The organism is Nocardioides sp. JQ2195, from assembly GCF_012272695.1.
GTDB lineage: Bacteria > Actinomycetota > Actinomycetes > Propionibacteriales > Nocardioidaceae > Nocardioides.
This window is the reverse complement of the sequence record NZ_CP050902.1, coordinates 2,457,372-2,480,538: the sequence shown is the minus strand read 5'-3', so window position 1 is coordinate 2,480,538 and position 23,167 is coordinate 2,457,372. Positions and strand designations below refer to the sequence as shown.

General features: G+C 63.7%; 22 protein-coding genes and 1 other annotated feature. Of the genes, 20 read left to right on the top strand and 2 right to left on the bottom strand.

The window, feature by feature from the left end; translation table 11 throughout:
* Positions 1 to 529 precede the first annotated feature (529 nt).
* Positions 530 to 1,432, top strand: coding sequence for a hypothetical protein (locus ncot_RS11795; RefSeq protein ID WP_168617783.1), 903 nt, complete (start codon positions 530 to 532; stop codon positions 1,430 to 1,432).
* Positions 1,429 to 1,959: a TerD family protein gene (locus ncot_RS11790; protein ID WP_168617782.1), complete on the top strand. Its 531-nt coding sequence runs from the start codon at positions 1,429 to 1,431 to the stop codon at positions 1,957 to 1,959. Before ncot_RS11795 ends, ncot_RS11790 begins: the two co-directional genes overlap by 4 nt.
* A gap of 1 nt (position 1,960) precedes the next feature.
* Here ncot_RS11790 and ncot_RS19825 read toward each other — a convergent pair whose 3' ends face one another.
* Positions 1,961 to 2,797 (bottom strand): HNH endonuclease family protein, encoded by an 837-nt coding sequence (locus tag ncot_RS19825; protein WP_277345719.1) that lies wholly within the window; start codon positions 2,795 to 2,797, stop codon positions 1,961 to 1,963.
* 237 nt (positions 2,798 to 3,034) lie between these two features.
* Here ncot_RS19825 and ncot_RS11780 point away from each other — a divergent pair, with 237 nt between their 5' ends.
* The 4 genes from ncot_RS11780 (at position 3,035) to ncot_RS11765 (ending at position 7,760) form a co-directional block, all read left to right on the top strand.
* On the top strand, positions 3,035 to 4,447 hold the full coding sequence (locus ncot_RS11780) for a hypothetical protein (RefSeq protein WP_168617781.1): 1,413 nt from the start codon (positions 3,035 to 3,037) through the stop codon (positions 4,445 to 4,447).
* Between the two features lie 76 nt (positions 4,448 to 4,523).
* Entirely contained in the window at positions 4,524 to 4,985 is a 462-nt protein-coding gene (locus tag ncot_RS11775) for a hypothetical protein (RefSeq protein WP_168617780.1), read from the top strand.
* Entirely contained in the window at positions 4,982 to 6,070 is a 1,089-nt protein-coding gene (locus ncot_RS11770) for a hypothetical protein (RefSeq protein ID WP_168617779.1), read from the top strand. The genes ncot_RS11775 and ncot_RS11770 overlap by 4 nt, the downstream gene beginning before the upstream one ends.
* Positions 6,071 to 7,028: 958 nt before the next feature.
* Positions 7,029 to 7,760, top strand: a complete 732-nt coding sequence (locus ncot_RS11765) for a hypothetical protein (RefSeq protein ID WP_168617778.1) — start codon at positions 7,029 to 7,031, stop codon at positions 7,758 to 7,760.
* A 24-nt stretch (positions 7,761 to 7,784) separates the two neighbouring features.
* Here the strand turns inward: ncot_RS11765 and ncot_RS11760 are convergent, their stop codons facing one another.
* Entirely contained in the window at positions 7,785 to 9,032 is a 1,248-nt protein-coding gene (locus ncot_RS11760) for an IS256 family transposase (protein ID WP_168617553.1), read from the bottom strand.
* 214 nt (positions 9,033 to 9,246) lie between these two features.
* Between ncot_RS11760 and ncot_RS11755 the strand changes: the two genes are divergently transcribed.
* From ncot_RS11755 to ncot_RS11690, 14 genes are all read left to right on the top strand, one after another.
* Positions 9,247 to 10,092 carry a hypothetical protein gene (locus ncot_RS11755; RefSeq protein WP_168617777.1) on the top strand — a complete coding sequence of 282 codons (846 nt, stop codon included), beginning with the start codon at positions 9,247 to 9,249 and terminating at the stop codon, positions 10,090 to 10,092.
* A gap of 48 nt (positions 10,093 to 10,140) precedes the next feature.
* Positions 10,141 to 11,441 (top strand): IS3 family transposase gene (locus ncot_RS11750; protein WP_240937878.1). Its coding sequence is split into 2 segments (ribosomal slippage): positions 10,141 to 10,435 and positions 10,435 to 11,441, totalling 1,302 coding nucleotides; the frame shifts between segments, so codons are not numbered across the junction.
* Positions 10,419 to 10,571 (top strand) — a sequence feature (AL1L pseudoknot). It overlaps the preceding gene by 153 nt.
* A gap of 63 nt (positions 11,442 to 11,504) precedes the next feature.
* The gene (locus ncot_RS11745; protein ID WP_168617775.1) at positions 11,505 to 11,810 is read left to right on the top strand and encodes a hypothetical protein; all 306 of its coding nucleotides are present in this window, start codon (positions 11,505 to 11,507) and stop codon (positions 11,808 to 11,810) included.
* Positions 11,811 to 11,923: 113 nt separating this feature from the next.
* Positions 11,924 to 12,922 (top strand): hypothetical protein, encoded by a 999-nt coding sequence (locus ncot_RS11740; RefSeq protein WP_168617774.1) that lies wholly within the window; start codon positions 11,924 to 11,926, stop codon positions 12,920 to 12,922.
* A 245-nt stretch (positions 12,923 to 13,167) separates the two neighbouring features.
* The gene (locus tag ncot_RS11735) at positions 13,168 to 13,404 is read left to right on the top strand and encodes a hypothetical protein (protein WP_168617773.1); all 237 of its coding nucleotides are present in this window, start codon (positions 13,168 to 13,170) and stop codon (positions 13,402 to 13,404) included.
* A gap of 10 nt (positions 13,405 to 13,414) precedes the next feature.
* Complete coding sequence (locus ncot_RS11730; RefSeq protein WP_168617772.1) at positions 13,415 to 13,657, top strand: hypothetical protein; 243 nt, start codon at positions 13,415 to 13,417, stop codon at positions 13,655 to 13,657.
* A gap of 37 nt (positions 13,658 to 13,694) precedes the next feature.
* On the top strand, positions 13,695 to 14,678 hold the full coding sequence (locus ncot_RS11725) for a LysR family transcriptional regulator (protein ID WP_206064949.1): 984 nt from the start codon (positions 13,695 to 13,697) through the stop codon (positions 14,676 to 14,678).
* A 258-nt stretch (positions 14,679 to 14,936) separates the two neighbouring features.
* Positions 14,937 to 16,340: an MFS transporter gene (locus ncot_RS11720; protein ID WP_168617771.1), complete on the top strand. Its 1,404-nt coding sequence runs from the start codon at positions 14,937 to 14,939 to the stop codon at positions 16,338 to 16,340.
* A 41-nt stretch (positions 16,341 to 16,381) separates the two neighbouring features.
* Positions 16,382 to 16,948, top strand: coding sequence for an OsmC family protein (locus tag ncot_RS11715; RefSeq protein ID WP_168619317.1), 567 nt, complete (start codon positions 16,382 to 16,384; stop codon positions 16,946 to 16,948).
* A 6-nt stretch (positions 16,949 to 16,954) separates the two neighbouring features.
* The gene (locus ncot_RS11710) at positions 16,955 to 18,532 is read left to right on the top strand and encodes an AMP-binding protein (protein ID WP_168617770.1); all 1,578 of its coding nucleotides are present in this window, start codon (positions 16,955 to 16,957) and stop codon (positions 18,530 to 18,532) included.
* Positions 18,529 to 19,353, top strand: coding sequence for an enoyl-CoA hydratase/isomerase family protein (locus ncot_RS11705; RefSeq protein WP_168617769.1), 825 nt, complete (start codon positions 18,529 to 18,531; stop codon positions 19,351 to 19,353). Before ncot_RS11710 ends, ncot_RS11705 begins: the two co-directional genes overlap by 4 nt.
* Positions 19,354 to 19,378: 25 nt before the next feature.
* The gene (ccrA, locus tag ncot_RS11700) at positions 19,379 to 20,653 is read left to right on the top strand and encodes a crotonyl-CoA carboxylase/reductase (RefSeq protein ID WP_168617768.1); all 1,275 of its coding nucleotides are present in this window, start codon (positions 19,379 to 19,381) and stop codon (positions 20,651 to 20,653) included.
* 289 nt (positions 20,654 to 20,942) lie between these two features.
* Positions 20,943 to 21,992 (top strand): zinc-binding dehydrogenase, encoded by a 1,050-nt coding sequence (locus ncot_RS11695; RefSeq protein WP_168617767.1) that lies wholly within the window; start codon positions 20,943 to 20,945, stop codon positions 21,990 to 21,992.
* Positions 21,993 to 22,253: 261 nt separating this feature from the next.
* Positions 22,254 to 23,129: a lysylphosphatidylglycerol synthase domain-containing protein gene (locus ncot_RS11690; RefSeq protein WP_168617766.1), complete on the top strand. Its 876-nt coding sequence runs from the start codon at positions 22,254 to 22,256 to the stop codon at positions 23,127 to 23,129.
* Positions 23,130 to 23,167: the final 38 nt, after the last annotated feature.

Here is a 23,167-nt window from a genome sequence, read left to right as displayed (position 1 = left end):
GACTCTCGTGCTGCCAGCCGTTGAAGAAGCGTCGTCTCTAGGAGCCCACGTCGTGGGAGTACTCGTGGACGGACCTCCAAGCGACCTTGCTGAACTCGCGGCATTCTTGGACCGACCCGGCGCTCCCGCTGTTGTCTTTGGCGTTGTGACTGCTGATTCGTCGACCAAGACGCCTGAGTCCGGGGCTCCGCTTCTATCGCACTTCGCCCACATGGCGGGGGCCGTCCAAGCTGCCGTGGTCACAGTCGATAATTGGCAGGATGATGAGTCGAGTCGTTGGGCAGAGTTGGTCGAGGCGCTGAAAGGAGTCGAGCGGTAGATGAAGTGTCCTACTTGTTTTCGGTTCGTTCCGCCTGAGGTGAAAAAGCTTGTCTGTGTCGGGCTTTGTGAACCAGAGCGACGCGCGAGCCTCAATCAGGAATACGGCGGGACTGACGTTCCCCTACAACCCATCTTCGACGCCGACCTTCGGTCATGCCCGCAGTGTCGGGTTCCTTCGAGCAGGGAAGCGTGTCCGAGCTGCCACTCGGTGATTCCGGCCGAGTGGCGCGCGCTTCCAGCTCCAAACGTGACCTGCGTGGCCATGGCGGGGGCGCGGACCACTGGCAAGAGCATCTACTTGGGGGTGCTCAAGCAGCAGCTTGAAATTTTCGCTGACAAGTATGGCTCCGTGCTCGAGATGCTCGGTGACACCAGAGCCGTGTATGACCGCGCGTTGGGTGACGTGATCTTCAAGGATCGACAAATCCTGCCACCGACAGTCGAGATTTCGAAGAGCTTTGATGCACACCGGCCACTCATCTACCGATTCGTGGACAGCACTGGTCGCCCGCAGATCTTGGTGCTTCGGGACGTGGCTGGTGAGGATCTGGAGGATCTCCGCAACAGAAGGCCGCAACTTGCCTTCGTCAGCCGGGCCGACGCAGTAATTGCCCTTCTGGACCCACTGAAGATTCCAGAACTACGCAATGTCCTGCGTGGTGTCGTGCCGATGGGGGAGTTGGGCGGTGACGGAGTGGAGGTCTTGCAGCAGGTTCTTGAGCTTCTCCAGCTGGGTAAACCTCCGGGCGTCCGGATCCCGATCGCCGTCACACTCTCGAAGGTGGACTATCTGCACGCAGCTGCTGACGTGGCTGGTGAAGTGGTCAGGAGCGTGATGGTCAGGCCAGGATCTCCGCTGCGTCGAGACCCCTCCATGCGGACTCCCACGTACGACACGGTCGACGGCGATCTGTTGCACCACGAGATTGATTCACTGCTGCGGATGGTGTCAGGCAACAGGGTGGACAACGTTTTGCGCAACGCAGCCGGCGTGTACCGATACTTCGCCGTGTCCTCGCTCGGTGCTGCGTCGGACGGACAATCGATCAACACGTCGGGCATCGCCCCCTTCCGGGTCCTGGACCCGGTGAAATGGATTCTGAAGCAATGACAGAAGTCATCATCGGTTCTTCCGGGCCGCTCCTGCTCGGAGCGAAGCGCTGTGCAGCTGTGGTCGACGTGCGCTGGGAGCCGAAAGGCGTGCCGACGGGATTGTTTGCACTCATCGAGGATGCGCAGGGCAAGCTCCTCTCACGCGATCATGTCGTCTTCGGGCGCAGACCAGATTCTCCCGACCGTGCGGTGTTCCTGCGTTCGACCACGTTCGACAACGGGGCGGTCCACACTCAGTTGCAGATCGACTTGGAGTCGCTCCCCTCGGCGGCACAACGAATCGAATTGGTCCTCGGCGCCAGAGTCGCGAATGTGACGCTGGAGGCCTTGGGATCCGTCAGCTTGGAGACCTGGGACCCGCGCACGGGTTCGCAGGATCTGAGTTTTGTGTCACCACCGCCGGGTGTGAGCAAGTGTCAGATCCTTGGCCTGCTGTTGCGCTCCAGTGATGGTGGTTGGGAGTTTGAAGCCAAGGGGGAGCCCGTGGATGTGGACTTCAGCAGCCTGGTGCGCCACAGGCTCTGAACTAGCACTTCGGCACCAGATGCTTCAGAACCTCGACATCTGCTGCTGTGACCGGAAGTTGCCATTCAATTGATGCTTCCACGTAGCGGACGCCGTATTCGCAGCGGAACGCTTTGTTTGGCGGGAGCCACGACGCGGGTGTGCTGTCGGACTTGGCCATGTTGGAGGGGCCATCGGCTGCGAGCAACTCGTGCGTCACATCATTGGCGAACGCCTCCCGCTCGGACTGAGACCACTTCCACGCGCCAAGGTCCCAAGCGGCTGCGAGCGGGATCAGATGATCGATCTGCACGGCCAAAGAAGTTTCATAGCCACGCTGGAACCGGATGGTTCGCCCCGTGTAGGGGTCATCCAACACCCCGGACAGAACGAGACAACCGTTCGTGTCGGGCTTGATGACGATATCGCTCAAGTCCTTGCGCAGGACGTCGTTCCTGGTGTCGCAACCGTTGTGTCCCAGAGGAGCTGATGTCGCGTCGTTCCATGCGGTCCCGAAGACGCAGCCGGCTCTTGGCGAGCAACTTCGATCGTAGCCATCGACATTGGGCCGTCTAGGGATGACTTGGACCTGGCCAAGAAGTGAGGCCAGTTTTGCTCCTCGGCTGTTCGAAGCTGGCTTCGACAAAGGCTCCGTTGCTTGGCTTCCTTGTGTTTCCGGTTCGGAGGGCAGGGCGGATGGTTGAGGGTCCCCTGACAGGATCTCTGATGGTGAACTCGACGGGGCGGAGGGTAGTGCCGTCGGCTCGCCCGTTGATGCTGATGTGTGATCGTCCCGATTGTCGCGAACCAGACGGACCCCATCTAGGACCAGCAGAATGCAGGCGACGAGCCCCAGCACCGCTGCAAATTGCTGAGCACGGTCGGTCGGTCCGATGGCAGTTCCCTCACACTTCTTGCGTTTCGGTCCCAAGAGTATCCAGCCCCGTTAGCCTTCTGGGTGCGTTTGGTTGAAGTCGGAAGTTTCGGCGCGCAAACATCCGCGAGGACAGCCAATGTGCGTTAGGACTTGGCAACTCACAAGGAATCAGGTGTTCGGGCCATGGCAGTGGCTGATCCGGTGGTTGTAGGAGGAAGTGTGACTGACGCTCGAGAGTCGTGCGCGCTGAAGTTGGAAGAGCTGGCGGCTGACCCGCGCTTCGAAGGCCGACATGAAGACCTTCAGTCGTTGGCGACAGCCGTGCGCGACCAAGGTGATGGATCTTGGACTGGGGTCGATCTGATCGGGGCATTTCCGGCCGAGGCGAGCATCACGGTCAGGGGTATGCACTCGTTCGAGCGAGTAGCCGGAGCGATTGCTGGCATCTCGGTGTTTCTGCCTGTCGCTTGGACCTGGTGGAGCCTTCACAGCGCGTCGAAGGCCTACGAGGACCTTCTCAATGCTGGAGACGAGAAGGGGCGCACGTTCCTCGCGATGTGGACGACGGGGTTCGATGGCCGTCTGACGGGCAACCACCAATTGGTTCCGATGGCGATGATCTCCTTCTCGCTCGTTCTCGCCGCGGTCGCGTGCATCGTGGTACATCGCCTCGTAGCGGAACGAAATGTCGGTCACGAGGAGAACTCGGCGCGCGAAGCCCGTCGTGACCTAGCCGGAGCGCTCGGTGCAGCCCAGCGCTTCCTCAACGAGCGACGCACTGACGACCCACGCTTCCTCGAAGCAGCTCTGAAGAGGTCGGTCAAGGAATTGAACAAGGCGCATGAGGCTTCGAGGAAGGGGGTTGAGGAACTGCGCAAGGCCACCAACCAAGCCGTTGAGGCTCTGAACAGCAGCACCAATCAAGCGCTGTCAGCACTCAATTCCAGCGCTGAGAAGTCCTTCGAGTCGCTGAACACCACTACGGGCAAGTCGCTCCAGGCACTCACCTCCACGACGAATGATTCCCTTCAAACGCTGGGGGCCACAACCAGCAAAGCTGTAGAGGACCTTGGCGCAGTCTCGAATCAACTTGCTGAAAGGCTTCAACCACTGTTGGACGCGTCGTCACGTGCTGGAGCCGAATTGGCCTCTTCAGCTGCAGCAGCGACCACGGCCCAAGAGCAGTTGAGTTCCTCGACAACGCACATTCAGCAAGCCCTGACTGGTGCGCTGGACGAGTTCAAGAGTTCGGTCGCACAAAGCAACTCTCAGTTGGCAAAGAACAATTCTCAAGTTTCACAGCAGACCATCAGTGTGCTGCAGCAGTTCACGGAGGGGCTGGGCAGAGTCGCAGGTGCCAAGGACGAGTGGGCTCACGCACTCACGAGTGGGCTGGACGCCAATCGACAATCCGTGGACGACGTGCGAGCCGGCAATGTGGAGTTCGCCAGCTTGCTGCAGCAGCACCAGGGGACACTGCAGGCACAGATCAACGACCTGACTCTTGCAACTGACCTGGCCAGCCAGCTGCTCAACGAGCTTAGGTTGCAAGGGGAGGCTGACGCCTCGCGGCCGAGCAGTCCTGTGGATCCATATCTCGATCCGGCGCCCTCCAACCAGGTAGGACATTAGCGAGATGAGGGTGCGTGCATCCCTCAGTGACAGTAGACGCGGCCGGCTGCGGGCAGCAGAGTCCTTGGCTGGATGGGTGTTTGCGGACATGCTCTTGGTTCTGTTCTTCGTCGGGTTGGGGACCGCAATCCCGGTGGATCCTCCTGAGCCGCCACCGAAACCCGAACCCGTAGCGAAGCCCGAGATCGTGGGCATGGAAACGAAGCCAGTAAGTCTCAACATCCGTGTCAACGCCGATGCTCTGATCAGCAAGAATCAGACGGCGCGGAAGCAGGCCCGACAAGCTGTGGCGGATGCCACGAGGCAATTGCGCAAGAAGGACGCCCAGGCGGCCCTCGTGTTGGTCTTCGGTGGTGGAGAGACTGCCGTGATGGGGCAGCAAGTGGCATCAGCCCTGTATCCCGAACTCAACCCGGCAGCGAAGTCCATCTTCCCAAAGGGCACGCCATACAGATCCTTCTGGGACGGTGGCCTCCCTTATGGCGATGTTCGTGTGGAGGTGTTCCTGTTCACGACGGAAAAGGCTGACTCGCCGTGAAACCACTCCTCATCGCCCTGATGGTCGCCTGCCTCGTCGGCGCAATTGTTATCGTGTGGTTATTGATTCTTCGCAAGCGGCGGGGGAGGCCCTCGGAGCATCCGGCACCGGTCCAGAGCTATGTGGGACCAATCGCGGACCTGCCACCGTTCCAAGCACCTATTGCGACGACGCCGCCTGCCTTTGCTCCGGACTACTTCTTCGTGGGGGCAGATGAATCGGTCGTCACTTCGTCGCTGTCGGACAGACAGCAATTAGCTGTCGCCCAGCGAGAGCTTATCGTCCGGACTCCGCATTCGGGGGACGAGGGCCCACGCTGGGGTGTGCCCATGCAGGATGGACGTTCGGCGGTGCTTTTCGACAGGCCAGTCAGGCGCTCCTCTGCTGAACGATCCTTGCGTATGCTCATCAACGCACGGGAGAACATCGTCCGTGAACTTGGTAAGACTGCGCCTCTGGTCGACTTGCACTGGCCATCAGAAATACTTCTCGACTTCGACCAAGGTATTGACGGATACGTGTGCCCGGAACTGCCCGGGCGCTTTGTGGAAGACGGCGAAATCCGTACGTTGGACACCCTAAGTCGCCGCCAAGAGCTTGAGAGTCTTCACTTGTTGGACCGGCTGGAACTGGTCCGTGTTCTTGCCGCATGGCTTGCAGCGCTGCATTCCTCAGGCGTCATCTTTGGAAAGGTTGAGGCAAGAAATATTGCCTACAGCGTTGACCCGATAGTGATTTGTCCGCTTGATTTCAGGAAGGCTCGATCCTTTGGGCAAGGAGCCTGGACGAACCAGCCGGGGGAAGGGATGTCCTCGTTTGGTGACGACCGTGAGAAGTTTTCCGAACTTGCCCGGCAAATCATCGGGCGAGCGCCTGCGTCGTCCGGACAACAGGTCGCCAATAACTTGCCGACTACACAACTTTTGACCGAATTGATCGCGCCCTTGGATCGAATGTTGCGTCGCGCAGCGGGGCCGCCAGGAACGATGCCTACGATGCAGGAGTGGCTGGCAGCTCTGGATGACCAGAGCCCCAACCAGACGCGACAGGACCGTGACCACAGACCAATCGACTTGCTGATCTGACCGTCGTCCTTAGTGGTGGCACTCCACCAAGATCACAAGCGGAGAGTTGTCGGTGGACTCAACGGGGACGACTTCAAACGGGCGTGGAACGGCTCTGCGAAGCTGCGTGAAGGCACCGTCCGCTGGGTGTGCGCGCATCCGATCCTCACGGGAATCCTTGCGCCAATCATTGCGCTCTTCCTGATCGGTGTGATGTTGACACCCATGGACGAAGCAGACGATTCATCGAACGATGACAAGTCTGCCGGGGACGTTTCGACCTCGTGGAAAGTTCCCGATCTGGCTGGGAAGCGTTTGGACAAGGCGAACAAGGCATTGGCCGATGCTGGTGCCCCCGAAAATGCGACAGATCTGCGCGATATGGCTCCTCGTCGTCGCAACATCGGTGGTGCCGAGCATTGGAATGTGATCGACACAGTTGCGGGCCCCGGCAAGGTGATCGCATCCGTGCCGCGTTACGCTTCCGCGGTCTCAGGGGACCCTCGGAGGAGCGACCCCATGAACGCGCCGCCCGACGTGGCCTATTGGCACCAAAGGCGACCGCGAGTGTGGACGGGACAACCAAGACGTGGCCACCGGCAGGCACGCCGTAGCGGATGGGTCAGTTGTTCATCTACTACGTCAAGGACTCGGTTCTCGAAAAGCGGCGAGAGCAAGCAGGGTGGGATCGCAATCACCCCGACGTGGACGTGTACTCCGACGGTGGTGATGATTTCAACGTACCGGGGTTCCTGTGCCCGACACGTTTCTGCTGATTTCCGATGACTTCGCTCTTGACCAGCAGCTACCAATCCACGACCAACACCTCGAGTACAGGCAAGTGGGTCACTGTCACGGAGACCGCGACGTTGGCCGACGGTGAAACCAACGGAGATCGACTCGCCGCCGACTGTGTTCGTCTAATCTGTCGGTGCCCGACTCGCAGATCTCGGGCAGGCGCCAACATGAAGGATGGACCATGGCAGAGGACGGGCAATCAGAAGAGAGCAGCCATACATCGAGTATCCGTCGGCTGATGACTGGCCGTCGTGGCGCGTTGGTGGGCTTGCTGGCCGCGGTGCTTGCTCTGGTCACGTTGGTGTGGTCGTTCGACTTGATCCCGATTGGGAGCCAGTCCGATGGCGAGTCGCCGGCTACGGCGCAAGCGCGCGCCGATGCTGGCGTGGCTCTGGAGGCGCTTGGAGTGGGAGATCGGGAAGCCGTCGAGGAGTCACTTGCGGCGCATCGTGCGGATCCTGCGTTCGCCTATTTCTTCACTCGTGACGCGACACCTCGGGCGTTGGGTGACCTCTTGGGCACGGTAGCTGAGCCGGAGGGTCTCGGGCTCAAGGAAGACGTGGACCCGAAGAGATATGACGTGGTTCTGGCTGACCTTGCAGACACGTTGTCGTTGGCCACGCAGAACACCGGAGAGTTTGACCTGCCCGCGACCTGGGCGGAAAGCTTCGCGGCGTACACAACACGCCCTGGAGTTCTGACCGAGGAGAACGTCGAGGACGGTCGCATAGCGCAGGATCAGGCAAACAAGCAGAACCTGTTGCTGCTGCTCGCGCGGGGGCGATGGGGAACTGACTTCCTCATGACGATGACGAAGGCATTCTGGGACTGGGAGCACAACTCGATCGCGGTCGGAAGTCCTTGGCCCGGGGTGCCCAGCTCGTTCATGGTCAAGTCCCGGGTAGTGGTGTAGCGCTGCGTTCTCCTTGTTGATGGTTCAGGCAGTCAGTTCGGGTAGGTCGTTGACTCCGATCTCGGGTTCGGTGGTGGGCACGATGTTGATGCGGCAGCGAGTGAGGACTTCGAGTCCGAGGTAGCGGCGGCCTTCGGCCCACTCGTCGGTCTGCTCGGCGAGGACGGCGCCGACGAGCCGGACGATGGCGTCACGATTGGGGAAGATCCCAACGCTGTCGGTGCGGCGCCGGATCTCGCGGTTGAGGCGTTCGGCGGGGTTGTTGGACCAGATCTGGGTCCAGACGTCTTTCGGGAACGCGGTGAAGGCGAGGATGTCGGCACGGGCACCGTCGAGGTGCTCGTGGACCTCAGGGAGTTTGTCGGCGACGTAGTCGAGCAGCCGGTCGAACTGGGCGTGCACGGCGGGCGCGTCGGGCTGGTCGTAGACCGAGTGCAGCATCGCCTTCACAGCAGGCCACATCGTCTTCGGTGTGGTCGACATGAGGTTCGCTGCGTAGTGAGTGCGGCAACGCTGCCAGCTGGCGCCGGGCAGGTTCGCCGCGATCGCCTCGACCAGCCCGGCGTGGGCATCGGAGGTGACGAGGCGGACACCGCTCAGGCCGCGGGCTGTGAGGTCGGCGAAGAACTCGTTCCACGCCGCACCGGTCTCTGACGTCGCGACGCGCATGCCGAGGACCTCGCGGTGTCCGTCGCCGTTGACGCCGGTCGCGACCAGGACGACCGCGTTGATCACACGGCCGCCCTCGCGGACCTTCATCGTCAACGCGTCGGCGGCGACGAACGTGAACGGCCCCGCTGCATCCAAGGGCCGGTGCCGGAACTGTTCGACGTGCTCGTCGAGCTCAGCTGCCATCCGCGAGACCTGGGACTTCGAGAGTGAGTCGATGCCGAGGGTCTTGACGAGCTTGTCCATCCGCCGGGTGGACACCCCGGCGAGGTAGCAGTCGGCCACGACGGTAATCAGCGCAGACTCGGCGCGCTTGCGACGCTCGAGGAGCCACTCAGGGAAATAGGTGCCCTTCCTGAGCTTGGGGATCGAGACGTCGACGGTGCCGACGCGGGTGTCGAGGTCGCGGTGGCGATAACCGTTGCGCTGGCTGGTCCGGCTCGGGGTCGGGCGGCCGTACTCGGCACCGACCACGGCGTCGGCATCGGCACTGAGCAGGGTGTTGATGATCGACTGGAGCAGCGAGCGCATGAGATCTGGACTCGCCTCAGCGAGGGCTTCGCCGAGCAGGCCGGCAGGGTCGACAATGTGGGGAGCGGTCATCGTGATGACTCCATTCGAGGATTCTGTGGAAGGTTGACTCGAAGGATCACGCGGTGGCCGCGTCCACGTCCGACATACACGCCGGTCACGAAGACAGCGACCGCGCTACACCACTATCGGGGACTCAACTTCGTTCATCCCGGGTCGCGCCACCGCGGCCGCCTATGCACCTGCACCCAATGGGGCATTCCTCACTGACGGAATGGTGGCGTTGATGGCCGCACTCACGTCGAATTCCGAAGCGGCGGGTTGGGCCTTCGTGGACTTCCAGCCAGGCACCAAGAACGTCACGTTCAACGGTGAAGACCACCTCATGGGCAACTTCGCCCACTATCTCTTCTTCGAGCGCACCGAGTCGGGCATCGCTGACGCCGATGGTGCCGGTTCGAGTGCGTTGGTGACGGCACTCACCTCTGCCGTGCGTGCGACCGGTGGATCGTATGCGGAGGACGCCGTGGGTCCCAGGGCGGACGGGTTCGTTCTCGATGACTATCACGATGCGCTGGCAGCCGAAGCGGAGCGGCGGGGCAGCGTTTGGTATCGAGGGTTGGGCCGCGGCGCCATGGCCATCGCCTACTTCCTGCGTGACAACGGGCATTCCATTCTTGATGTGGTGTCGACGCTGCCCGTCGTTGGCACACCGGCAGACGTGACCAATGGGATTTGGTTCAGCATCCAAGGTGACTGGGACTCTGCGGGTCTCTCCGCGGCAGGGGTAGTGCCGGTGCTTGGGGACGCTGTTGTGGCGGTGGCAAAAGCCAACAAGGCCGTCAAGTTGCTCAGACGTGTCAACAAGGGCGCCGAACAGCTCTCCAGCGCCGACGAACTCCCCAAGGGCGCAACCGATCTGGGAGAAGGAGTGCTTCAGTTCGAGAACAGCGACGAGTTCTTGGCGGCACTCGGTCACCCTTCGCCCGGAGTCACCTATCAACTCGGCTCGACCACCTACCGAGCGACAACAGACGGAAAGTCTTTGGCGCACGTTGGGGGACCCTCTCGCGCATCACTCAAGAGGAGCCAGAAGGTCAAGCAACTAAAGGCCAGAGCTCCGGAGTATTGAATCGCCCCGGGTCTGATGGAGGCTCTCAATCCATGGAGGATGAGAGTCATGGCAGCACCAAGGAAGTACGGCGACGAGCTGCGTGAGCGAGCTACCCGGATGGCTGTGGACGCGCGCAAAGACCCGGCGACCAGGTCGGGTGCGGTCCCCAGGATCGCGGAGCAGCTCGGGATGCATCCAGAGACGTTGAGGAACTGGGTCCGGCAGGCCGAGATCGACGGCGGTGTCCGACCGGGCACAACGACCGACGACGCGGCGCGTCTCGTTGAACTCGAGCGTGAGGTCCGTGAGCTGCGCCGGGCCAACGAGATCCTGAAGACCTCCGCAGCGTTTTTCGCCGCCGCGGAGCTCGACCGCAAGATCAAGTAACCAAGGTGCCGACGGCGGTGCTGGTCGACTACATCGACCAGCACCGCGATCGGCTCGGGGTCGAGCCGATCTGTGAAGTCCTGCGTGATGCAGGCGTCCAGATCGCCCCGAGCACCTACTACGCCGCCAAGACGCGGCCGCCGTCGGCGAGGTCGATCCGCGACGCGGAGCTGGTCACCGACATCAAGGTTGCGCACAAGGCGAACCTGGGTGTCTACGGCGCTCGGAAGATCCATGCCGAGCTCAACCGCGAAGGCATCCCGGTGGCTCGCTGCACCGTGGAGCGGCTGATGCGCGCCGAGGGCCTGCGCGGCATCCCGCGGGAGAAGACCCGAAGGACCACCATCGGCGACGGCGCCGAGACCGAGCGACCCGAGGACCTGGTCAAGCGCAAGTTCATCGCCACCGCGCCCAACCAGCTCTGGGTCGCCGACCTGACCTACGTCCGCACCCACTCGGGGTGGGTCTATGCCGCCTTCATCCTCGACGTCTTCAGTCGCATGGTGGTCGGCTGGCAGGTGTCCACCTCGTTGCGCACCGACCTCGCACTCGATGCCCTCGACATGGGTCTGTGGTCCCGGCAGCGAGCCGGCCAGGACGTCACCGGCCTGATCCACCACAGCGATAGGGGCGTGCAATATCGAGCAATTCGCTACACCGAGCGGCTCGCCGAAGCAGACGCTGTCGCATCCGTCGGGTCCAAGGGCGACTCGTATGACAACGCGATGGCCGAGGCGTTCAACTCGCTGTTCAAGGCCGAGTGCATCCGCAACCCGGTCATGCGCCCCAAGGGTGGTTGGAAGTCGGTCGGTGACGTCGAGATCGCCGTCGCCGAATACGTCGACTGGTTCAACCACCGCAGGCTCCACGGCGAGATCGGGCTCATCCCGCCCGCCGAGCTCGAGACCAACCACTGGGCCAGCACCGAGCCCGAGCACTACCCTGAAACACCCGTCCTCACCGAGGCCGGATCCAAGTAACCGAGCCTCCACGAAACCCGGGGCGATTCATATTCCTTCAAACTCCTGCGGTCGGCACGGAAGGTGGCCGAATCGGCGGAAGAGCATGGGCTCTTGGAATACGAGTCGGAGTTCGAGGTTTCCGTCGATCGTGGGCAGGTCGTGGCGCATGTCAACGACTTGGCCAACGGCCGTTTCTTCGATGGCATGGCGCTCAAGGACGACGGCACGTACGAAGGTGTCGACGTGCTCTATGGCGACGAAGAACGCAGTAGCACCCAGGTCGCATTCGACGAAAGCATTAGCGTGGATTCTCCGGCACAGGCGACACTGGTGAGTGGCGAGACCGTGGACATCACATCGGTTGTCGTGGTGCGTGTCCCTGCCTGAGACCACCCAACGCGCAGGCTCTGACGTCATCCATCCCTGTTGTCTCCGGTGAGGCGAAGGTCGGCTCGACGCTGACCGCTGACGCAGGGGAGTGGGGACCGGCAGACCCGGCCGTGTCCTTGACCTACCAGTGGTTCGCCGATGGCGAGCCGATCGCTGGTGCCACCTCGCCCACGTTGGAGCTGCGCGGCGCCCGGGCCGGAGCCGAGATCACCGTGACAGTCACGGGCTCGCAGCCCGGCTATGAGTCCGCCTCGCAGACCTCTGTCGCCACGGCTGCTGTCGCACCGGGCGATCTGGTTCGCGGCCAGGTGGCGATCACCGGTGAGCCCGAGGTGGGCCAGACGCTGACTGCCGACCCGGGCGAGTGGGGTCCGGTCGATCCCGCCGTCGAGCTGGCGTACCAGTGGACGGCGAACGGTTCGCCGATCGACGGCGCGACCGGTCCGACGCTCGACCTGTTGCCGGCGTACGCCGGAGCGGTGATCACGGTGACGGTGACGGGCACGCAGCCCGGCTATGCGGAGCTCGCCGAGACGTCTGCACCGACCACGCCGATCGCGGACGCGCCGCCGAGCGAGGTCACCCCGGTGACGCCGAAGATCTCGGGGGTCGCCAAGGTCGGCAACCGCCTCACCGCGCAGCCGGGCAACTGGGGCGATGGTGTTGAGCTGAGCCTTCAGTGGAGCGTGTCGGGGGCTCCGGTTCCCGGGGCGACCTCGCGGACCTTCCTGCTGACCGGTGACCACGCCGGCAAGCGGGTCACCGTCACGGTGACCGGCACCCTGGCCGACGGTGGCAGCGGCTCGGCCACCTCGGTCGAGACGAAGACCATCGCCAAGGGCAAGCTGCGCTCCTCGAAGCCGCGGGTGACCGGCAAGCCCACCGTCGGCCGCAAGGTCTCGGTCGCTGCGGGCACGTGGACGGCCGGCACCAAGTTCCGCTACGTCTGGAAGGTCGGCCAGAAGAAGATCCGTGGCGCCACCGGCAAGAGGTTCAAGGTGCGCCGGGCGTATGTCGGCAAGCGGATCCAGGTGGTCGTCACCGGATCGAAGAAGGGCTACGTGACGGTGAAGAAGAAGTCGGCCAAGACCTCGAAGGTGCTCCGCTGATCCAGCCCAACAGCCCGTGTGGGCCGCACGTTTCGCGCGGCCCACACGGATGGGGCTCGCGGGAAGGTCCGGTAGTGACTTTCAGTTCGGCCACTTCAGCCTGAGCGATCGAAGGTCCCGGGGTGTCGGTGGCTTCTGGGACTCTGGCGACATCGGGAACATCTCGGGTTCTCTTCGGTGTGTGGTCCCACAAGGATGTCAAGGTTGTATTTACGCGGGCCGCGTGTAAAGGTTGTGTTTACGAAGTGGAGATAAGGGAATCGGCTCTCAGGCACGGCGTCACCGCCGGCGACATCGTGCATGCATTCGAGCAGGCGATCCGCTATGTCGAGTTTGAATACGACGGCGAGGACCGGCTCTTGGTGATTGGGACGGATCTGTCTGGCAATCTGCTTGAGTTGGTCGCCGTTCCTGTTGCCGGGCCGACCCGGATCATCCACGCGGACCGATTGCGCGCGAAGTTCTACGAGTACTTGAAGTGAGGTGATGAGGATGAAGATCCTGAAGAAGGTCGACGACACCGGTCTCAACTCCTTGGAGCCCGCCAGGTCACAAGCCCGTGATGCGCGGCACATGCGGCGGATCATCGAAGCCCGCCATGGTGTGGACGCAGCGCAGACCGAGTTGCGCGATGCCGTTGCTGCAGCACGTGAGGCCGGCGACTCATGGACCGTGATCGGAGCCGCGTTGGACATCACCCGGCAAGCCGCATTCCAGCGCTTCGGGAAGTCCTGAGTATGGATGTGTCTCGTCCGTTGGGCCGGCTCACTGAATGCCCTCACGGGCGCTCTCTGGGCCTCTCCTTGAGGTAACTCTTTCGCGAGATCCGGCGACGACCTTCGACCACCGCTACTCTTCTCGGATGCTGTCCGCGGATGATCTGGCCATCTTCCTCGAGGTGGCCCGGCGGGGTCGCCTGACCGAGGCTGCAAAGCACCTGGGCATCAACCACACGACAGTGGGCCGTCATATCTCACGACTGGAGCGCGCGGTCGGTCAACGACTCTTTCTCAGGGAACCTGCGGGTTGGGTCTTGTCGGAACCAGGCCTTCGACTGCTCAGTCATGCCGAGTCGGTCGAGGCAGCCGTTCGCGCCGCGCGGGAAGACTGCCTCGAGACGGGTGAACACCTGACCGGGTCCGTCCGCGCGATCACGCCCGAAGGTCTCGGCGCCTACCTGCTGACCCCTGGTCTGGCGCGGATGCGCGAACGCTTCTCGGGCATCAACGTCGAGGTGGTCACGGCCAACCGGCACGCGTCGTTGACGACGCGGGAGTTCGACATCGCCATCACGATCGAGAAGCCACAAGCGCGAGCGGTCGACGTACGTCTGCTCGCCAGATATGAATTGCGGCTGTACGGCGCACCGAGCTACCTCAACTCGAGAGCCGCGGTCTCGTCCGTCGAGGACCTCTCAGACCATGACTTCATCTGGTACGTCGACGAAGCCCTCGGTGTGGAGACCTACGAAACGCTCCACCACATGGTTCCCGGTGTCGAGCCGTGCATCCAGAGCAACAACATCACCGCGCAGATCCGAGCAGCCCAGGAAGGGCTGGGACTGGCCTACCTCCCGACCTACATCGGGGATCGACTTCCTGGACTCGAGCGGCTTGAAGGCTTCGACTCCGCCTCACCACGCAGCTACTGGATGATCGCTCCTCGGAACCTCTCCAGACTTGCTCGGATTCGGGCTCTCACTTCGGTGATCGAACAGCTCGTGCATGAGACCGAGGGCCTCGCTCACGCTGGGTGACCTGCGCCTCTGCAGTTCTGCACAGCCCTGTGAGGGGTTGGTCATTGTCACCCCATGCTTGCGCTGGTTGTCTGTTGCCCACGATCAAGGATGTGATGCAGGACACCCCAGAAGCGCCCTCGATCGGCGAGTGCTCGGTTCGACTTCAGCAAGGGAATGACGGCTCGGCGATGACGTCGCACGTGTCGCTCCCGCACAGACGAAGCCCTGTGTCCATCACGAATCCTGCGTCGCTCGACGCACTTCTCAGGAGCAGCCATGACACGCAATCCAGCAATACCGACCGCGACCCCGCGACAGAGCAGTGCGAAGCAAGTCGGCTTCGCGAGCTTCATCGGGACCACCATCGAGTGGTACGACTTCTTCCTCTATGGCACCGCGGCAGCACTGGTCTTCGGCCCGGTGTTCTTCCCGGACTCGAGCCCCGCTGTCGGAGTCATCGCCGCCTTCGCCACCTACGCCGTGGGCTTCCTGGCTCGGCCGCTCGGAGGCATTGTCGGTGGGCACCTCGGTGACAGCGTCGGACGCAAGCGCGTGCTCGTGGTCTCACTGACGACCATGGGCGCCGCCACCATGGGGATCGGACTCCTTCCTACCCACGCGCAGGTCGGCCTCCTCGCTCCGGTGCTCCTGCTCGTCCTTCGGCTGATCCAAGGGCTCGCCGTCGGCGCCGAATGGGGCGGGGCAGCCGTCATGTCGGTCGAGTTCGCCCCCACGGAGCGCCGCGGTCTCTACGGAAGCTTCACCCAGATGGGCGTCTCCTCGGGCATGCTCCTGGCGACGAGTGCCTTCGCCATGACCCGGGGCCTCACCACCAGCGATGCATTCATGACGTGGGGCTGGCGTCTGCCTTTCCTGGCCAGCGGCTTGCTCGTCGTTCTTGGGCTGATCATCCGGATGAAGCTCAGCGAGCCGACCAAGTTCGCGGAGCTACGGGAGTCGAACCAGACCCACAAACTGCCCGTGGTCACTGTTCTTCGCACGGAGCGACGAGCGGTCATCCTGACCACAGGAATGCGAATCTCGCAGAACGCGGTCTACTACATCTTCACTGTGTTCGCGCTCGTCTACATCAAGGACAGCTTGGGCGAAGACTCGAACGCCGGCTTGATTGCCGTCATGATCGCTTCAGCGATCGGTCTGGTCTCGGTCCCGCTGTGGGCGATGCTCTCCGACCGTGTGGGGCGGCGACCGGTGTTCCTCTTCGGCGCAGTCACCAGTGGCCTCTTCATCCTTCCCTTCTTCGGGCTGGTCGACAGCGGTAGCCCGGTCATTGCCGTAGTGGCGATCGTGATCGGCATGGTCGTCTTCCACGACGCGATGTATGCACCTCAAGCGGCCTTCTTCTCGGAGATGTTCACGACGCGTGTCCGCTTCAGTGGCGCCTCGCTCGGATATCAGATCGGATCTGTGCTCGGTGGCGGATTCTCACCGCTGATCGCGACCAGTCTCCTGGCTCTCGGCGGTGGCAGCCCGCGATATGTCGTCATCTACTTCATCGGTCTCAGTGTCGTCACTGCCCTGTGTGCCTACCTGGCTCCGGAGACCTACCGGGCGCAGCTCGACGAGAAGAACGCGTCGGACGACGCCGCTCCGGTCGACCTGCCAACTCCTCGCCAGCCAGCAGCGGACGAGGACGTGCTTCGTCCCGCTGACGCCTGATTCCCACACCAGCCTGATCCACCATCGGAAGGACATTGATCATGACCATCACGAACCAGAAGACCGCTCCCAACGGCATCGACACACAAGCACTGCAGGACACCCTGGACGCCGTACGCAAGCAGCCCGAGCTCGCCCAGGTCACCTTCGGCATTGACTGCGAATGGCTCGGCGGATGCCACCAGCGATCGACCACGGCCGATGTCGTGCAGAACGGCGCTCCGGTCCGCACCACGCGCTTCACCATGGAGTCCGATGAACCAGAAGCCCTTTTGGGCACGGACCATGCCCCCAATCCCGGTGAATATGTCCTGCAGGCCCTGGCTGGCTGCTACGCGGCGACCTTCGCAGCCCAAGCGACAGTGCGGGGGATCGAGCTGGAGACGCTTCGACTCGAGATGGAGACCGACTTCGATCTCCAGGGTTTCCTCGGGATCGATCAGCGGGTGCGACCTGGTGCGCAGGCCATTCGGGTCGTCGTGCATGCGACGGCCAGCAATGCCTCCGGTGAAGACCTGCAAGCACTCGTCGAGGCTGTGGAAGCGCACTCGCCGATCAGGGACACCCTCGCCAACCCGGTGCCCGTGACCACGACTCTGGCGCGGTGACCTGGGATGTCGGGTCTGACGCTTGACCACCTCGTCTGGCGGATGGAGGAGGTTCACCGCCACGCCGAGATTGTCGACCGGAGCTCTGCTCGGTCGGTCCGCTCCTTCCCTGAGGCCGCTCGGCGGATCCGCGACCTCGCCCGGGGCCTGCGGTCCCGGTTCGGCCTGGGTACCGGCGACACGGTCAAGGTGCTGGCGTTCAACTCGACGCACCACGTGGAGTTGCTCCTCGGCGTACCCCTGACCGGTGCTGCCCTCGACAGTCTCAATCCGCGCACCCCGACGGAGGCATTGATCCTCGACGCATCATCGTCTGCTCCGGCCCTGGTGATCGTCGACCCGGCCACGCTGGCGCACCCAACGGTTGGTGAGGCAGCGCGTGCGGTGCTCTCAGTCCTGGAGCGGATGGCTGTCCCTGTCCTGATGATGGGTGATGGGGACCCGGGGTGTCCTTCCCTGGAGGGCGTGGTCACCGAAGGTGCGCGGGTGGCAGATCCACTTCCGGCCACGGACGAGAACGACACGGCGTACCGCTTCCACACCAGCGGCACCACCGGATCTCCGAAGACCCACACCGTGAGCCATCGCCAAGCCTTGTTGCACTGCTTGAGCCAAGCAACCGTGGACGCGACTGGGTTGTCACGCAAGGACCGGGTGCTTCCCCTCGCACCGTTGTTCCACGTCAATGGTTGGGGACTGCCACTGGTCTCGGTCATGGTCGGTGCATCGTTGGTGCTACCTGGTGGTGACCTGACGCCAAGGCGCCTGGTCCAGGTTCTGCAGGAAGAAGAGGTCACGGTCGCTGCAGCGGTGCCCACGGTCTGGCACGACGTGTGTGAAGTTGTCCTAACCGCACCAGGCACCAAGTTCCCGGCTCTTCGTGAGGTGTTGACCGGCGGTTCACCGGTCTCTGACTGGGTGTGTTCGACGCTCCGCTCCGTCCTGGACACGGAGGTGGTCAGTGCGTGGGGAATGACGGAATCCATGGCCTGCAGCACCTACGAACGCGAGGCTGCGGAGGAGTCTGTAGGCAGGCCCATCCCACTGGTGGAGATGCGTGTCGTCGGAATCGACGGTCCGGTGCCAGCCGGGGACCGCGGACGACTGGAGATCCGAGGGCCGTTCGTCATCGGTCTGGGGCGGGCAGCCGGAGGAAACGAGTGGTTCGACACAGGGGACATCGCCTCGCGCGATCTCTCGGGACGGATCCGGCTCCACGATCGGAGCAAGGACCTCATCAAGTCAGGAGGCGAATGGATCGCCTCCGCCGAGGTGGAGAACCTGCTCTGTACGCATCCGGCGGTGACCGGCGCCGCCGTGGTTGCGCGACCTGATCCTCGGTGGGGAGAACGTCCGGTGGCTTACGTGACCACGGAGTCTTCCAGTGAGCGGCCAACCGAGGAGCAGATCGTGGCTCACCTGCTGCCCCTGATGCCGAAGTGGTGGCTGCCGGATCGAATCAAGTTCGTTGAAGACCTCCCCCGAACTGCGGTCGGCAAGGTCGACAAACGGAGCCTGCGTGATCTCGAAGCACAAACAATCCATGAGTTGCAGAGCACAGACAAGGAAGAGGTTTCGGCATGACTGAGACGATGCACGAGTTCATCCGCACCGAGCGTCGCGGTGACGTGGCTTGGCTGACCATCGACCGCCCCAAGAAGTTGAACGCCCTGTCGGTGCAGTTGATGAGCGAGCTGTCCGAGGCGTTGGCCGAAGCCGACACCGACGACTCGGTGAAGGTTGTCGTCCTCCGAGGCGGTGAGAAGGCGTTCAGTGTCGGCTACGACATCGCCGAGGAAGTTGAGCTCGAGGTGTCCACTGCTGAGCAGTGGCACGGAGGCCTTTCCAACAACATTGGGCTCACCATGCAGGTCTGGGGGTTGAGCAAGCCGGTCATCGGGATGGTCGAAGGATGGTGCCTTGCCGGCGGTTGTGAGCTTGCCATGGCCTGCGACCTGCTGATCGCCGGACCGGAGGCACAGTTCGGAGAGCCTGAGATCAGGTTCGGCTCCGGACCTGTGACGCTGCTGATGCCGTTCATCCTCGGACAGAAGGTCACCAATGAACTTCTCTTCACCGGTGACGTCATCGGGGCCGATCGTGCTCTCGAGCTCGGGCTGGTGAACAAGGTGGTGCCCGCCGACGAGCTCGAGGCCACTGTGACGAAGCTGGCGCAGAAGATCGCGCTCACCCCGTTGTCCATCCTGCGCTACACCAAGCGAACCCTCATGCGTGCCTACGAGCAGATGGGCCTCAGGGACGCGGTGCAGGGAAACCTCGACCTTGCCGCCGTACTGAACTCGGCAGACACCCCTGAACGCGCCGACTTCACCGAGCTCGTGGCTTCCAAGGGCCTTGGAGCGGCACTCGCCTGGCGTGATGACCGCTTTGCTGGCCTGGACTGACTCAAACTCGGACGAAAGGAACACCATGAACGACAACGAACGCACATCCGTCACCACTCGCGGAGCCGACGCAACTGCCATCGGCGCCCTGCCACCAGTCGGTGTGGTGCCCGAGCAGATGCACGTGCAGGCCGTCCGCCAGGACCGCTATGGGGATCCAGCAGACGCCTTCCAACACGAGGTGGTCCCCACTCCGCGCATCGGCAGCCGAGAGGTTCTCGTCGCAGTGATGGCCGCCGGGATCAACTACAACAACGTCTGGGCTGCCAGGGGCTATCCGGTCGACCAGGTCGGCGTGCGTCAGAAGCGTGGCGAGCCGGAAGACTTCCACGTCGGTGGATCAGATGCTTCGGGGGTCGTCTATGCGATCGGTGATGAGGTGAGCGACTGGCAGATCGGTGACGAGGTTGTCATCCACCCGGGCGTCTGGGACGAAGAAGATCCTTGGATCGCTGCAGGTCGGGACCCGATGATCGCGCCCAGCGCAAAGATCTGGGGCTATGACACCAACTATGGTGCGTTCGGGCAGTTTGCTCGTGTGCAGTCCCACCAGCTGATGCCCAAGGCGCAACACCTCAGTTGGGCCGAGGCAGCGGCCCCCACCCTGGTCGGCACGACGGCCTACCGCATGCTCCTTGGATGGGAGGGAAACACCGTTCAGCCCGATGACCTGGTCCTGGTCTGGGGTGGTTCCGGCGGTCTCGGCACCCAGGCCACTCAGCTCGTCCAGCATGCAGGTGGTCGAGCCGTCGCGGTCGTCTCCGATGAGGAGCGCGGCCGATACGCAATGAAGCACGGTGCGATCGGATTCATCAACCGACGGGAGTTCGATCACTGGGGAGTTCCTCCGCTCGTTGACGACAAGGCCGGCCAGAAAGAATGGACGACCGGTGTGCGTGCCTTCGGCAAGCGGCTGTGGGAGGTTGCCGGAGCACGGGAAGACCCGGCCATCGTCTTCGAGCACCCCGGTGCGGCCACTGTTCCGACGAGCATCTTCTTGTGCCGGCCCGGCGGCATGGTGGTCATCTGCGCAGGCACGTCAGGGTTCGACGCGATGGTCGACCTGCGCTATCACTGGACGCGCCAGAAGCGGTTCCAAGGTTCCCACGGGACGAACGACGTCCAAGCACTCGCCTACAACCAGCTCGTGTGCGACGGAAAGATCGATCCAGTCGTGGGACGAGTCCTGAAGTTCGATGACATCCCGCAGGCACATGCACAGATGGGTCGTGGCGAGGAGGTCTTCGGCAACACCGTCGTGCTCGTGGGGGCCGACTCACCGGAGCAGGGGCGCGCCTGACCACCAGATCTCTGACGCCGGCCGTTTGGACATCCTCGTCCATTCGGCCGGCGTCACAGAGTCAGTGCTGGAAAGCGCACCGTGGATCACGACTCGCAGAGCACTCGGCTCGCATCGAGAACGACGGTCCGGCATCGCGACAGTCAAAGGCACAGATCGAAGCGCTGGGTGGCGAGGGCGAATAGCGGCGACCTGCGGTGGGTCGGTCTTCCGGGTTTCGCCTGCCAGGCGACCGGGCTCGCAGGTGACCGCGCTTGGGTTCGCATCCCCGACCGGGCAGGCTGGGGGCATGACATCTCCTGAGAGCACCTTCCTGACGGTTTCCGGCCCACGGGAGATTCGCGAGGGGGTCGAGACGCTGACCGAGCCGGCGCCGGGTCGCGTCATCGTCGACATCACCTACACCGGCATCTGTGGCACGGACGTCCACGGCTACACGGACGGTCACATGCTTCCGCCCGCAGTGTTCGGCCACGAGTGGACAGGCACGGTGAGTGCCGTGGGTGACGGCGTGAGCGGCATCGAGGTCGGTCAGCGCGTGATGGGAGGCGTCGGGCCGGCCTGTGGTCGATGCGCCCAGTGTGTGGCTGGCCACGCACGGCAGTGCGACACGGCGTTCGCGGAGGCCAACGGGGTCGACGACGAGGCTCCGGACCATGGCGCGTTCGCGGGTCGGGTGCACGTCGCCGCACGTCGGGTCATCCCGGTGCCCGATGAGGTCTCCGACATCGAGGCCGCCCTGGTCGAACCGGCCGCGGTGACCTTCCACGCCGTACGCCGGGTTGCCGCAGAGCTGGGCGCGATCGTGGTGGTGCAGGGGGCTGGACCCATCGGCCTGTTGACCGCGCAGCACGCGCGCAACGCGGGTGCTGGGCGCATCATCGTCTCCGAGCCCTCGGCCGCGCGTCGCGAGGTGGCTTCTTCTGGACTCGGCTTCCCTGACGTCGTCGCACCTGACGACCTCGAAGCGACCTTGGCCGAGGTGTCGAACGGTCTCGGGGCTGATGTGTTCTACGAGTGTGCGGGCGTGGCGTCACTTCTGCAGCCGTCGGCGAGCTTCGTACGTCGCGGCGGAACCCTTGCGCTGCTGGGGTTCCCCCTCACGGAGTCGACGGTCAGCTATGGGGACTGGCAGGTGCGGGAACTGACGGTGGTCGGTTCGCTCGCCTACAACCACGAGGACTTCCTCGGTGCCATCCGCGCCATCGCCGGCAAGCGTGTCGACGTGACGGCCCTGCACACCGGCACGGTTGGCCTCTCGGAGCTACGCGACCTCCTCGAGGAGCTCGACTCCGGAAAGAGCCGGCACAGCAAGGTCCTGGTCAGCCCCAAGGCCTGAAACCCGCCACGGGTGTGACGCGGTCCTCCTGAGCTGCTGGTTGGGCGAACTGGCACGCAGGACGCGGGCTGTGGAGCGCGTCGCAATTGACGCGGAGACCCTCCTTCGGTCGTGCGCCCGCGAGCCGCCGAATGGGTGATATGTCCAGATTTGGGTACCTTGGAACTGGCTGGGGGACACCACGGGTTGGACCGACGAAGTTTCGCCCGAACGAACTGAGCCTGCGCTCGCAGGCCCGAACAGGCGAATCAGAGAGGTTTCATGTCCCTGCGCACCATCCTGCACTCGCGGGCGTTCCTGGCACTCGGCGTCGTCGTCGCGGTGGCCGTGCCGGCCTTCACGCTGCCCCGGCTGCCGTCGTTCTCGTTGTGGCCGGTGCTCCTGGGGCTCCTGCCCTGGGTCGTGGGCAAGTACGTCCTGTGCCCCCTGCGCTGGCGGGCCCTCACCAACGCCGACTTCAGCCGACGCTGGTTCCTTCGCGCCTACGCCGAGTCCGAGCTGCTCGGGCTCCTGACGCCCGGCCACGTCGGCGCCGACCTGTGGCGGATCCGCCGGCTCACCCACGCCGACATCCCTCGTGGCGACGCCTTGTCGAGCGTCGCGGTGGACCGGACGGTGGGTGCCGTGGGCTTGGCGGCGTTCGTGGTCTTCGCGGGCTCCACACTCCCGCTGCGGATGATGCTCACCGCGCTGGGCATCGGCGCGGCAGCGCTGGTCGCGTTCGTCGTCGTACGCCGGATCTGGCCGCAGCTGCTGCCGACCGGGCCGCTGCCGCGTCCGAAGCAGTTCGCGCACGCCCTGGCGCTCTCCGCCGCCTACCAGGCGTCGATTGCGATGTTGCTGCTGGGCACGTTGGGCGCCACCGGCTACACGCTGTCCCCGCTCGAGCTGCTGGGTGCCTTCGGTGCCAGCCAGGTCGCCGGGGCCGTTCCCGGCCCGCACGGTGCCAGCCCGCGTGACGGCGCGCTCGTCGTCGCGCTGGTGGCCCTCGGCGTTCCGTGGACCGCCGCGGCAGCCGCGGTCGCGCTCAAGGCGGCCGTCGCCTGGCTGCCGGCGTTGGTGCTGGGGGGAGTCAGCCTGATCGCGACACGGCGGCTGCTCCGCCGCTCCGCGGCGTCGGCGCCCGCTGCCGCCTGAGCACACGCCTCGGCAACGGGGAGCACACCCCCTCATTA

Excerpts from the sequence above, each read along its gene's own strand:
- ncot_RS11760 (WP_168617553.1), bottom strand. The coding sequence starts at position 9,032 with ATGACCGCTCCCCACATTGTCGACCCTGCCGGCCTGCTCGGCGAAGCC.
- ncot_RS11765 (WP_168617778.1), top strand. The coding sequence starts at position 7,029 with ATGGCAGAGGACGGGCAATCAGAAGAGAGCAGCCATACATCGAGTATC.
- ncot_RS11690 (WP_168617766.1), top strand. The coding sequence starts at position 22,254 with ATGTCCCTGCGCACCATCCTGCACTCGCGGGCGTTCCTGGCACTCGGC.
- ncot_RS11730 (WP_168617772.1), top strand. The coding sequence starts at position 13,415 with ATGAAGATCCTGAAGAAGGTCGACGACACCGGTCTCAACTCCTTGGAG.
- ncot_RS11695 (WP_168617767.1), top strand. The coding sequence starts at position 20,943 with ATGACATCTCCTGAGAGCACCTTCCTGACGGTTTCCGGCCCACGGGAG.
- ccrA (WP_168617768.1), top strand. The coding sequence starts at position 19,379 with ATGAACGACAACGAACGCACATCCGTCACCACTCGCGGAGCCGACGCA.
- ncot_RS11725 (WP_206064949.1), top strand. The coding sequence starts at position 13,695 with ATGCCCTCACGGGCGCTCTCTGGGCCTCTCCTTGAGGTAACTCTTTCG.
- ncot_RS11790 (WP_168617782.1), top strand. The coding sequence starts at position 1,429 with ATGACAGAAGTCATCATCGGTTCTTCCGGGCCGCTCCTGCTCGGAGCG.
- ncot_RS11705 (WP_168617769.1), top strand. The coding sequence starts at position 18,529 with ATGACTGAGACGATGCACGAGTTCATCCGCACCGAGCGTCGCGGTGAC.
- ncot_RS11720 (WP_168617771.1), top strand. The coding sequence starts at position 14,937 with ATGACACGCAATCCAGCAATACCGACCGCGACCCCGCGACAGAGCAGT.
- ncot_RS11755 (WP_168617777.1), top strand. The coding sequence starts at position 9,247 with ATGGCCGCACTCACGTCGAATTCCGAAGCGGCGGGTTGGGCCTTCGTG.
- ncot_RS11710 (WP_168617770.1), top strand. The coding sequence starts at position 16,955 with ATGTCGGGTCTGACGCTTGACCACCTCGTCTGGCGGATGGAGGAGGTT.
- ncot_RS11715 (WP_168619317.1), top strand. The coding sequence starts at position 16,382 with ATGACCATCACGAACCAGAAGACCGCTCCCAACGGCATCGACACACAA.